Annotated in this window: 11 protein-coding genes; 6 read left to right on the forward strand and 5 right to left on the reverse strand. The window is 67.6% G+C overall.

The genetic code is table 11. The features are described 5' to 3' along the window. The first annotated feature begins 27 nt into the window (after positions 1-27). A complete protein-coding gene (locus ACWDUN_RS17705) occupies positions 28-552 on the forward strand; it encodes an RNA polymerase sigma factor (RefSeq protein ID WP_449930855.1) in 525 nt (174 codons plus the stop codon). Next, positions 549-1823 carry a VOC family protein gene (locus tag ACWDUN_RS17710; protein ID WP_449930857.1) on the forward strand — a complete coding sequence of 425 codons (1275 nt, stop codon included), beginning with the start codon at positions 549-551 and terminating at the stop codon, positions 1821-1823. The genes ACWDUN_RS17705 and ACWDUN_RS17710 overlap by 4 nt, the downstream gene beginning before the upstream one ends. A 52-nt stretch (positions 1824-1875) precedes the next feature. On the opposite strand, the gene ACWDUN_RS17715 is transcribed toward ACWDUN_RS17710, so the two are convergent. Continuing rightward, complete coding sequence (locus ACWDUN_RS17715; RefSeq protein WP_449930859.1) at positions 1876-3054, reverse strand: NAD(P)/FAD-dependent oxidoreductase; 1179 nt, start codon at positions 3052-3054, stop codon at positions 1876-1878. A 56-nt stretch (positions 3055-3110) separates the two neighbouring features. Further along, positions 3111-3548: an Lrp/AsnC family transcriptional regulator gene (locus ACWDUN_RS17720; RefSeq protein ID WP_449930861.1), complete on the reverse strand. Its 438-nt coding sequence runs from the start codon at positions 3546-3548 to the stop codon at positions 3111-3113. 120 nt (positions 3549-3668) lie between these two features. Between ACWDUN_RS17720 and ddaH the strand changes: the two genes are divergently transcribed. Both ddaH and rocD read left to right on the forward strand, forming a co-directional pair. Continuing rightward, positions 3669-4526, forward strand: a complete 858-nt coding sequence (gene ddaH / locus ACWDUN_RS17725; protein WP_449930863.1) for a dimethylargininase — start codon at positions 3669-3671, stop codon at positions 4524-4526. Further along, the gene (gene rocD / locus ACWDUN_RS17730; protein ID WP_449930865.1) at positions 4523-5743 is read left to right on the forward strand and encodes an ornithine--oxo-acid transaminase; all 1221 of its coding nucleotides are present in this window, start codon (positions 4523-4525) and stop codon (positions 5741-5743) included. Before ddaH ends, rocD begins: the two co-directional genes overlap by 4 nt. Here rocD and ACWDUN_RS17735 read toward each other — a convergent pair. Together ACWDUN_RS17735 and ACWDUN_RS17740 are read right to left on the reverse strand one after the other, a co-directional pair. Beyond that, positions 5730-6584, reverse strand: a complete 855-nt coding sequence (locus tag ACWDUN_RS17735) for a mycofactocin-coupled SDR family oxidoreductase (RefSeq protein WP_449930867.1) — start codon at positions 6582-6584, stop codon at positions 5730-5732. The genes rocD and ACWDUN_RS17735 overlap by 14 nt on opposite strands. Before the next feature lie 97 nt (positions 6585-6681). Beyond that, the gene (locus ACWDUN_RS17740) at positions 6682-7506 is read right to left on the reverse strand and encodes an SHOCT domain-containing protein (protein ID WP_449930869.1); all 825 of its coding nucleotides are present in this window, start codon (positions 7504-7506) and stop codon (positions 6682-6684) included. Positions 7507-7650: 144 nt separating this feature from the next. On the opposite strand from ACWDUN_RS17740, the gene ACWDUN_RS17745 reads away from it, so the two are divergent. Continuing rightward, complete coding sequence (locus ACWDUN_RS17745) at positions 7651-9930, forward strand: sensor histidine kinase (RefSeq protein WP_449930871.1); 2280 nt, start codon at positions 7651-7653, stop codon at positions 9928-9930. A gap of 167 nt (positions 9931-10097) precedes the next feature. After that, on the forward strand, positions 10098-10757 hold the full coding sequence (locus ACWDUN_RS17750) for a LuxR C-terminal-related transcriptional regulator (protein WP_449930873.1): 660 nt from the start codon (positions 10098-10100) through the stop codon (positions 10755-10757). 160 nt (positions 10758-10917) lie between these two features. On the opposite strand, the gene tuf is transcribed toward ACWDUN_RS17750, so the two are convergent. Continuing rightward, positions 10918-12108, reverse strand: coding sequence for an elongation factor Tu (tuf, locus tag ACWDUN_RS17755; RefSeq protein WP_019514020.1), 1191 nt, complete (start codon positions 12106-12108; stop codon positions 10918-10920). Positions 12109-12156: the final 48 nt, after the last annotated feature.

Below are 12156 nucleotides of genomic sequence, written 5' to 3' on the forward strand. Positions count from 1 at the left end.
TCGGCCGCCGGCGACGACGATAAGGGTGTGAGCGTCGAAACGGATCACCGCGAGGCGCCTCGTGAGCTCTTGGAGCTCTACGACGAGGCGTTGCCCGTGGTGTACGGGTACTTCACCCGTCGCTGCGGCGACCGGGCGACCGCCGAGGATCTCACCTCCGAGACCTTCCTGGCGGCCATGGACGCCGCACGCAAGGCCGCGCCGCCGCCGATCACGGTGCCGTGGCTGATCGGGGTGGCCCGGCACAAACTCGCCGACCATTACCGCCGCAGGCACGCCCACTTCAGCGTGCCGGTGGCCGAACTACCCGAAACCTCGGACCCGGCCGACCACTGGGACGCCGAACTGGACCGCATCGTCGCCGAGTCGGTGCTGGCCCACCTACCCGAACACCACCGCACCGTGCTGGCCCTGCGCTATCTCGACGACTGTTCGGTCCCCGAGTGCGCGGAGCTCATCGGGCGCACCGTGCACGCCACCGAGGCGCTGCTGGTGCGCGCCCGCCGCGCCTTCAGATCGCACTACCCGACACCGGAAGGAGGGCCGTCGTGAACAACAATCGAGATCCGCTGAACGTGTTGCACGGCAACGAGCTTTCGGTGGCACCCGATCCGGCGTTCGCGGCCCGGCTGCGCGCGCGCCTGGAATCGGCCCTGACCCTGCCCGTCAACACCGAAGGAGTCGTCATGAGTGGCACCGATACCGCCATCGCAGAACTGAACACGCCCACCGCCGCGCCGCCGCGTCCGGCCGCCATTCCCTACCTGGCGGTGCGCAACGCCCGCACCGCCATCGACTGGTACGTCGATGCGCTGGGCGCCACCGTCATCGGCGACCCGATCATGATGGACGACGGTCGCGTCGGGCACGCCGAGCTGTCCGTCGGCGGGGGCGTGCTGTACCTGGCCGACGAGTTCCCCGAGATCGGCATGAAAGCTCCTGCCCCGCAGTCGGTCTCGGTGAGCCTGATGCTGCCGGTGCCGGACACCGATGCGGCGCTGCAGCGCGCCAGGAGCCACGGGGCCACCGTCGAGCGGGAAGCCTATGAGGACCACGGCGCGCGCACCGCGACCATCATCGACCCGTCCGGGCACCGCTGGATGCTGTCCGGGCCGGTCACCGGGGCAGCGCTGGCGATCCGGCACGGCGATGTCGGATACGTCTCGGTGTGGACCCCCGACGCCGAGCGCGCCGCCGCCTTCTACGGACACGTCCTGGGCTGGGTGTACGACCGGGCCACCAATCAGGTCACCAACACCGCCGCACCGATCGGCCTGTACAGCGTCCCCGGTCCGCCGACGATGTTCTGCTGCTACGCCGTCGACGATCTGGCCGGCGCGCGGCAGTCGATCCTCGACGGCGGCGGCACGCCGGGCACCGAGACCGCATTCGACTTCGGCACCGTGCTGGATGCCACCGACCCCTCCGGTCAGGCGTTCGCCGTGTTCAAGGCCGCGCCCGGCACCCCACGCCCGGCACTGAACGGCAACGGACCGGGTGAGCTCTCCTACATCACCTACTTCGCCGAGGATTCGAGCGTGTTCCGGGCGTTCTTCAGCCGAATCCTGTTCTGGACGTTCACGACCGGACGCGTCGAGGACGGCTGGAACATCGAGCCGACCCACCCGATGGCCGGTATGGCCGGCGGCAGTGCGCAGCCGGCGGTGGTGCCGATGTGGACCGTCGAGGACATCGACGCCGCGGTCGAACGCGTTCGCGCGGCCGGTGGCACCGTCATCGAGGAGCCGTCGGTGCAGCCGTACGGCAAGTCGGCGTTGTGCACCGACGACCAGGGCAGCCGGTTCTACCTCGGCGAGTTCTGAGCGATTCCGGTGAGGAAACGTGTGCGCACCGCACGTTTCCTCGCCGAAATCGTCAGGAGATGAGATCGGCGATGGGGGCGCCCGCGGCGATCTTGCCGCGCGCCTTCATCACCTTGGCGGGCCGCCCGCCACCGACCACGGCGGTGACCACGCCGTCGCGCTCGTAGTAGGCCAGGAACTTGCGGCCGTCGTCCTCGACCAGATGCACGGTGTCATCGGCCGCCGGCTCGCCCAGGCACTGGATCTTGACGTCGTACTGGTCGCTCCAGAAGTACGGCACGCTCAGCGCCGCGGCGCCGGGCTCCTGCCCGAGGATCGCCGGCACCAACACCCGCGCCTGCTCGGCGACATTGCTCCAGTGCTCGACGCGTTCCTGGTGTCCGGCTTCCGTGCGCCAGGACGCCACATCGCCGATCGCCCAGACATGCTCGACGTTGGTCCGTCCGGCCGCGTCGCACACGACGCCGTTGTCGACCTCGATACCGCTGCCGTCCAGGAAGCCGGTGACCGGGCGCGAGCCGATACCGACGACGACCAGATCGGCGTCCAGCTCGGTCCCGTCGGAGAGCATCACCTTCTCGACGCTGTCGGTGCCCGACACCGCGTCCACGCCCACGCCGCAGCGCACCTGCACACCCTCGGCCTCATGCAGCCGGGTGACCAGCGCGCCGATCTGTTCCCCGAGCACCGATGCCAGCGGCGTCGGCTGCGGCTCGACGATCACCACGTCGACGCCGAGCTGGCGCAGGCTGGCGGCCACCTCGCAGCCGATGAAGCCGGCGCCGATGATGACTGCCCGCCGCGCGGTCGCGGCGTGCTCGCGCAGTTCGGCGCTCTCCCCCAGCGACCGCAGCACCCGGATACCTGCCAACTCGGGGAATGACGGGATGCGCTTGGGCTCAAGACCGGTCGCGATGATGAGCTCGTCGTATCCGAGCGTCGAGCCATCGGCCAGGGTCACCTCCTTGGCGGCGGTGTCCACCGACTGCACGGCCGATCCCAGGCGCAGGGTGATGTCGGCCTCGTCGTAGAACTCCTGCGGCTTGAGCACCACATCGTGATCCGGGTTGCGCAGCACCTCCTTGGACAGCGGCGGCCGGTCGTACGGCAGATGCTCTTCGTCGCTGACGATGGTGATGGGTCCGGTGTACTCGGCGCGGCGCAACTGTTCGGCGGTGCGAGCTGCAGCCAGACCGCCGCCGACAATTACGATGCCCCCATTGGTTGTCACGTCGTGTTTCTTACACGATCACGCGCCTGTCATGTCCACCACCCCGGCGGTACCGGTCAGGACCTGCGACGTTCGATGATGTTGGACAGCACGACGATGCTCTCGCTGCGCTCGATGTCGGCGCTGGCCCGGATGCGTTCCAGGGCGTCCTCCAGATGGCGCATATCGCGGGCGAGCACGTGCAGGATCGCATCGGCGGTCCCGGTGACCGTCGCCGCGCTGACCACCTCGGGGATGTCCACCCACGCCTGCCGCAACTCACTCGGCGCGATGGTGCCGTGGCAGTAGACCTGCACATAGGCCTCGGTGGTCCAGCCCAACGCCTGCCGGTCCACCACCGCGGTGAACCCGCGGATGACGCCGGTGTCGAGCATCCGGTCCACCCGACGCTTGACCGCGGGTGCGGACAGGTTCACCCGCTCCCCGATCTCGGCGAAGGTGGCTCGGGCGTTGTCGCTGAGTTCGACGAGGATGCGTTCGTCGGTCTCGTCCATATCCGCAACCTCCTGGGCGCAACAGATCCTCGACTCTAGCCGTTCGGTGCAATAGTTCGCTGGTCGATACGCAATGATCGGCGATTGATTGCGTCATGGCGCCTGAATATCGTTTAGATCATGACGGTTTCCGATCTCACCGCCACCGCCCCTGCCCCCGCCGAAGCCCGCGTCGCCCGCACGCGCCGATTCCTGATGACCCCGCCGCGGCATTTCGCCGTCGAGTACGCCATCAATCCGTGGATGGATCCCGACGTCGCCGTCGACGTCGACCGCGCGATGGATCAGTGGGACACCCTGCGGCGCACCTACACCGACCTCGGACACGCCGTCGAGGTGCTCGAGCCGGTGTCCGGCCTGCCGGACATGGTCTACGCCGCCAACGGCGGCCTGGTGGTCGGCGGACACGCGATCGTCGCCAACTTCACCTTCCCGGAGCGGGCGCCCGAGGCCGAGGCCTACGCCGCGTGGATGGATCGGGTGGGCTACGTCGCGCATCGCACCCGCCATCACAACGAGGGTCAGGGCGATCTGCTGGTGGCCGGCTCGATGGTGCTGGCCGGCTACGGTTTTCGCACCGACCGCCGCGCACATGACGAGATTGCCGCCATCACCGGCATGCCGATACTGAGCCTGGAACTCATCGACCCGCGGTTCTACCATCTCGACACCGCGCTCACGGTGCTCACCGACGGGCCCGACCCGGTAATCGCCTACTACCCGCCCGCCTTCAGCGACACCGCGCTCGCCTTGCTGCGCAGACACTTCCCGGCCGCGCTGACCGTCGGCACCGCCGATGCGTTCGTGCTCGGGCTCAATGCCGTCTCCGACGGCCGCAACGTCATGCTGCCCGCGGCCGCCACCGGTTTCGCCGCACAACTGCGGGAGGCCGGTTTCGACCCGGTCGGTATCGATCTGGCCGAACTGCTCAAGGGCGGCGGATCGGTCAAGTGCTGCACATTGGAGGTGCACCCATGACCGTGCTGGCGCATACGAGCCGCACCGAGGCCGCCATCGAGCTCGACAATCGCCATGCCGCGCACAACTACTCACCATTGCCGGTGGTGGCGGCCTCGGCCGAGGGCGCATGGATCACCGACGTGGAGGGTCGCCGTTACCTGGATTGTCTGGCCGCGTACTCGGCGGTGAACTTCGGGCACCGTCATCCGTCGATCACCGCCGCCGCGCACGCGCAACTGGACACCGTGACGCTGGTCAGCCGGGCATTCCATTCCGACCGGCTCGGCCCGTTCTGCGAGGCCCTGGCCCGCCTGTGCGGCAAGGACATGGTGCTGCCGATGAACAGCGGCGCCGAGGCGGTCGAGAGCGCCATCAAGGTCGCCCGCAAATGGGGCACCGATGTCAAGGGCGTCCCGGCCGACAGTGCGAACATCATCGTGGCGCAGAACAATTTTCATGGCCGCACCACCACCATCGTGAGCTTCTCCGATGATCCGGTCGCCCGCGGCGGGTTCGGCCCGTTCACCCCCGGCTTCCGCGCCGTCCCGTTCGGCGATGCCGACGCCGTCGCCGCGGCCATCGACGACCACACGGTCGCGGTCCTGCTGGAGCCGATCCAGGGCGAGGCCGGCATCATCGTGCCGCCCGACGATTTCCTGCCGCGGGTCCGCCGTCTCTGCACCGACCGCGACGTGCTGATGATCGCCGACGAAATCCAGTCCGGTCTGGCCCGCACCGGCCGGACGTTCGCGTGCGAGCACTGGGATGTGGCGCCGGATGTCTATCTGTTGGGAAAGGCATTGGGCGGCGGCGTGATTCCGCTGTCGGCGGTGGTGGCCGACCGGGACATCCTCGGTGTGCTGCACCCCGGCGAGCACGGTTCCACCTTCGGCGGCAACCCATTGGCCGCCGCCGTGGGCGCCACGGTGGTGTCGATCCTGGAAACCGGCGAGTTCCAATCGCGGGCAGCCCAACTCGGCGCGCACCTGCACACCCGCCTGGCCGATCTGCCGGGCATCACCGCGGTACGGGGCAAGGGATTGTGGGCCGGAGTGGACATCGACCCCGCGCTGGGCACCGGTAAGCAGCTGAGCCTACGCCTGGCCGACCGTGGTGTGCTGGTCAAGGACACCCACGGTCAGACCCTGCGGTTCGCACCACCGCTGGTCATCACGCACGACGAGATCGACTGGGCGATGGCGCGATTCACCGAGGTGCTGACTAGTACTTCATGACCCCGCGGTCGACGGCGATCTGGCTGCCCGACAGCGTCGAGGACGCATCACTGGCCAGCCAGGCCACCACGTTGGAGACCTCCTCGGGCGGCATGAAGGCCGCCAGCCCCTCGTTCTTACCGTCGGTCACCCGGTGATAGGGCATCGGGGCGAAGCTGTGCAGGAAGCTCGGGTGCTTGGCGAACATCGCGCCCATCGCCTCCGGTTCGATCATCGGGGTGTCGATCGAGTACGGGTGGATCGAGTTCACCCGGATGCCGAACTCGCCGACCTCCAGGGCCAGTGAGTTGGTCAGCGCGGTCAACCCGTGCTTGGACGCGGCGTAGTGCGCGTTGCCGGGAGTGGCCTTCACCCCGGCCGACGAGCTGACGATGATGATCGATCCGCCGTTGCCGGCCTCGATCATCGCGGGCACGGTGGCCTTGATGGTCCGCCAGGTGCCGTTGAGGTTGACATCGACGACGGTGTCCCACTGCTCCGGGGTCAGCTCCCAGATCCGGCCCCAACTCAGCACGCCGGCATTGGCCACCACGACGTCCAGCCGGCCGAACTGCTCGATGGCGTCGGCCACCAACTGCTGCTGGGCCTCCAGGTCGCGGATGTCGACGGCACGGGCCAGCACCTTGCGACCGGTGGCCTCCACCGCGCGCACGGTCTCGGCGAGATCCTCGGCGGTGGCGGCGGGATAGGTGACCGAACTCGACACGGGCGCGCAGATGTCCGAGGCGACGATATCGGCGCCCTCGGCGGCCAGCCTGATCGCATGGGCACGTCCCTGCCCGCGGGCCGCGCCCGTCACAAAGGCCACCCGTCCTTCGAGTGATTTCTCCGCCGCCGCCATGGCCGGTCCTTTCTCGAACCCCACAAAATCCCACAACCCCGGGTCAGGCTAGCAGCCTAACTGGAACGTGTTCTAGTAATCGCAGGAGCTCCGGCCGTCACAGCTCGGCGATGATCTGTTGTCGTTTGGCGGTGTATTCCTGCTCGGAGATGGCACCGGTGGCCCGCAGCGTCTCGAGCTCCTGCAACCGCTGAGCGGTGCTGACGGTCGGCGCCGGCGCGGGCGCCTCCACGACGGGAGCCGGTGCCGCCGGCGTCGCACGCTGAGCGGCGGCCCGCCGCACGACGGCCTGCACCTGGGCCCGCGCGGCGGGGTTGTTGCGCAGGTCGATCATGTTGTTCATGCCGATCCCGTTGGCCTTGAGGATCTGCAGGATCTCCAGCAACGGTTCCACCTGGCCGGTCAGGTCGTAGGTCTGGTTGTCCTCGGCGATCGAGAACGTGGCGGGCGTGAGGCCGTTGATCAAACTCGACCGGTTCCAGTCGATCTGGAATTTGTTGGTGGTCGGATCGACCAGCACCACGAGCCGGCGGGCATTGAGCATGGCCAACCGGTCCACCCGGGCGATCACCTGGTCATCGGCCGCGAACGGCGCGATGCCGGGTCCCGAGATGTGCAGATTGAGCTTGACCAACGGCCGGTCGTTGATCCGGGTGTTCGTCTCGTGCAACCCCGTGATCTGGGCCAGCGCCAGCACGCCGCCGGCCTCCAGTGCCGCACTGTTGGCTTGCGCGTTGGCCCCATAGGCCGCCAGCGCCAGCGCAGCGAGCACGTCGACCGCGGTGATCACCAGGCCCGCCCAGAACATCCACTTCATCAGATCGCTCTGGCCGGTGGCGAAGTAGACGGCCAGGAAGATGGGACCCACCAGGCCGCCGCACAACAGAACCCAGGCCTGCGCCTTGACGTAACGCCACAACATCGGTAACGCTCCTCATCTCGGGTGGGCACAGATTAACCGCATTCCGGTGTCCCCGGAGGGCAGCCGGACACGGTCTGCGAATCCTCATAAGATCTGGCGATGTCCGCCAAGTGGCTGACTTCGTCATGGACGTTTGGTAAGAAAATGCCTGTGCTCAGGAGCGGCCACAACCCGGCGGTTCACGTCTCCGAGCAGCAGGTCATCAGCCGTGCGCAGGAGATCTCGGTCATCCTGCTCAACAGCGTCACCCTGGTCGCCGCGGGCAGCGCGCTGTTGCTGCCGAACACGCCGGAAACCGACTTCGGGTTGGTGGCGCTCACGCTGCTGGTCGGCTGGGCCATCTTCCGTCTGATGACCCGTTCCCGGGCAGTGCTGTTCCAGCTCTTGGATTTCGGCTACGTCCTGGCCGTCGCGTCCGCCGTGCCGATCTTCGGCACCGATCCACACCTGCTGTACACCAACTCCGTCTCACAGGTCATCGCCGGCGCGGCGGTGATCGCCGTCGCCATCGCCCAGCCGCCGCAGCTCAGCCTGCCCGCGGCGATCGCCATCACCGCGGCCTATGCGGCCGGCTGCGCGCAGGTCGTCGGCTGGGATCAGGTGGCCGGCCTGCCGATGCTCTACTACATGCTGGTCATCGAGTGGGTGATCACGACGGCCCTGCTGGCCACCGCCCGGCTGGTAGCCCGCCGCGTCGACCAGGCACGCGCGGACAATCACGACGCCGAACTACGCGACGCGATCGCCGCCGCCGTCCGCGACCACGAACTCGAACACATGGCACTGGTGCACGACACGGCGGCATCCACCCTGCACCTCGTCGGCGAGGGCGCCGACATATCGCCGGAACGTATTGCGGCCCAAGCACGTCGGGATCTGGCGCTGCTCTCCGGCGAGCGCACCGGCACCGCCCCCGACGAGGCCGGCGACATCGTCGCCGCCATCCGGGTCGAGATCCAGCACGTCACCACCCCGGTGCGGCTGACCGGCCTGAGCAGACTGGTCCTCGAAGGCGCCACCGCCAACGCCGTCGTCGCGGTGGTACGCGAGGCACTCAACAACGCCGAACGCCACGCCCGGGCCACCTCGATCATCATCGACATCTCACCGAAGGCGGTCACTGTCACCGACGACGGCGTCGGTTTCGACCCGGTGCGCACCACCCTGGGGCACGGGGTGGCCGAATCCATCATGGGCCGGATGCGGCGCGCGAAGGGCACCGCGACGGTGCGGTCCACACCCGGTAAGGGCACCGTCGTCACCGTCCACTGGCAGCAGTTGCGCCGCACCGCTCCGGACGGCCCGACCGCCGACGACGTCGACCAGCTGACCGAGCGCATCCTGTTCCGGTTCGGTATCGGCATCGTCGTGTTCGCCCTGCTGCAGTTGACGGTCGCGGTCCCCTACGCAGCGGCGAACACCGACCACCCCGCCGCACAGTTCGGTCTGGGCGGACTGGCCGCGTTGGTGGCGCTGGCCGGCATCCCACGGATCCTGGGCCGTGGACCCGATTTCACCGTGCCCGCGCTGATCCTGATGGCTGCGGTGGTGTTTCTGCAGTCCCAGCTGCTGCCCGACGATATGCACGGCGGCCCGTCGCAATGGCCACTGCTGGCCACCACGCTGTGCATCCTGCCCTACCTGCTGCGGGTGTCGTTGCCGGTGGCAGCGAGCATCATCGTCGGATTCTGGCTGGGCATGTCGGTGATGAATTTCGTCCAGTACCCGACGATGGCCACGGCCTACAACTTGGCGCTCTCCACCGCCGGTGTCACGGTGGTGCAGATGTTCGTCCTGGCGTTCCCGGTGCTGCTGCGCGAGGCCAACGCCACCGCCGCCGAGGAGATCCGGGAGCGCTGGGCCAAGGATGCCCAGCGCCGCATCAGCGATGCCCTGCACGACGATTATGTGCGCCGCACCGCGCGGCTGATCCGGGGCGTGTTCCCGCTGCTGCAGACGTTGAGCACCGGCACCATCGACGCCGACATCCGCTGGCGGGCGCGCATCGAGTCCCGGCGGTTGCGGCTCTACATCTTCCAGGCACGCACCTTCGGCCATCCGCTGGTCGCCGAGCTGCGCCCGGCCATCGAGGACGCCGACCTGCGCGGCGTCGTGGTCTCGCTGAACGCCGACAACAACCTGCCCCGGCTGTGCCCCGATACCCGCAGGCAACTGCTCGAACCCATCGAGGCGACGCTGGCCATGGCCCGCGACAACGCCCGCATCGGCATCAGCGTCGTCCCCGGCGAACTGGTCATCAGCATCATCTGCGATGACGGCGGCGCCGGAGTCGAGCCGCGCGCCGGCGACGAGGAGACCCCCCGAATCGAGGTCACCGAGATCGGCGACACCGTCTGGGTGAGCGTGCACCACCGCGTGGCGGGCTCGGAGATATCCGCCGACGATTGCGCCGATATCGCCTAAAATCTGCTGTGGCGACAATTATGTTAGCCATGGTTGCAACTTGGGCTACAGGACCTCAGGCCGGGTAGTACAGTCCTTGATTACCGAATCGAGGGTCTACCAGCGCAGGGTTCTCTCAACTTCGGGTGAAACACATGATGAAGACGGTCAGTCGCGGGGCGGGGAACATGACGGACGCCGTGTCGGTGGCGTTGATTGACGATCACGACGTGATCCACGCCGGCGTGCGCGCATGGTTTGCCGATCAGGATCCGCCGATCGAACTCGTCGCCGATTACCCGCACCCGTCGGCGTTTCTGGCCGAGCATCCCGAGGGCGGTAAGGACATCGAAGTGGTGATGTTCGACCTGCAGTACGACCGGTTCCAGCCCGAGTTCGACACGCTGCGGCAGGTCTGCGAGGCCGGGCACCGGGTGATCGTCTACTCGCACATGTCCACCGACGAGGTCATCCTGTCCAGCCTCGACGCCGGCGCCACCACCTTCCTGGCCAAGGGTGAGGACAAGCAGCACCTGTTCGAGGCGATCTACGCCGCACGGGCCAACACGCCGTATGTCGGGCCGCGGATGGCCAAGGCGTTGTTCAACGACCGCACCGTCGGCCGTCCCGGGCTGAGCACCCGCGAGCGCGAGGTGTTGATCGCGTGGTTCCAGACCGAGAACAAGGAGTTCGTCGCCAAGCGGCTGTTCATCGAACCCTCCACGGTGCGAACGCATCTGCAGCGCGCCCGGGCCAAGTACGCGGCCGTCGGCCGGCCCGCGCCGACCAAGGCGGCGCTGATCGCCCGCGCCGTGCAGGACGGGATTCTGAGCATCGAGGACCTGTAGGCGCGGCGGCTGTCCCGCCCGCCCTACCCCGCCGAGATTGACGTTTGGTCGGGATCCACTCGCACTTTGGCGCCCGTTTGTTCGATTGGGCGAAAAGAGACGGGCAAACGCAAAGCGGCGCCCACCCTTTCGGGTGAGCGCCGCTCTGATCTAGCTGAAACTACTTGATGATCTTGGTGACACGGCCGGCGCCGACGGTGCGTCCACCCTCACGGATGGCGAACCGCAGGCCCTCGTCCATGGCGACCGGCTGGATCAGCTTGACGGAGATGTCGGTGTTGTCACCGGGCATCACCATCTCGGTGCCCTCGGCGAGGGTCACCACGCCGGTCACGTCCGTGGTACGGAAGTAGAACTGGGGACGGTAGTTGTTGAAGAACGGCGTGTGGCGGCCACCCTCGTCCTTGGACAGGATGTAGACGCTGCCCTCGAACTCGGTGTGCGGGGTGGTGGTGCCGGGCTTCACGACGACCTGGCCACGCTCGACGTCCTCGCGCTTGATGCCACGAACCAGCAGACCGACGTTGTCACCGGCCTGGCCCTGATCCAGCAGCTTGCGGAACATCTCGACACCGGTGACGGTGGTCTTGGTGGTCTCCGGACGGATGCCGACGATCTCGACTTCCTCGTTGACGTTGATCACGCCACGCTCGACGCGACCGGTCACCACGGTGCCACGACCGGTGATGGTGAAGACGTCCTCGACGGGCATCAGGAACGGCTTCTCGGTCTCGCGGACCGGATCCGGGATCGACTCGTCGACAGCGGCCATCAGCTCCTGGACCGACTTGACCCACTTCTCGTCGCCCTCGAGCGCCTTGAGCGCCGAGACGCGGACGACCGGGGCCTCCTCGTCGAAGTCCTGGGCGGCCAGCAGTTCGCGGACCTCCATCTCGACGAGCTCGAGCAGCTCTTCGTCGTCGACCATGTCGGACTTGTTCAGCGCGACCAGGATGTAGGGCACACCGACCTGACGGGCCAGCAGCACGTGCTCGCGGGTCTGCGGCATCGGGCCGTCGGTGGCGGCGACCACGAGGATGGCGCCGTCCATCTGAGCGGCACCGGTGATCATGTTCTTGATGTAGTCAGCGTGACCGGGGGCGTCGACGTGTGCGTAGTGACGCTTCTCGGTCTGGTACTCCACGTGGGAGATGTTGATGGTGATACCGCGCTGACGCTCCTCGGGCGCATTGTCGATCTGGTCGAATGCGCGCGACTCGTTCAAATCGGGGTACTGGTCGTGCAGAACCTTGGTGATTGCTGCAGTCAGCGTCGTCTTGCCGTGGTCAACGTGACCGATGGTCCCGATGTTGACGTGCGGCTTCGTCCGCTCGAACTTCGCCTTCGCCACTTCTGTGTCCTCCTGGACTTGTTGGTGCTCTTACAAAGCAGTGTTGAT

It is taken from the genome of Mycobacterium sp. NPDC003323, from assembly GCF_053589535.1.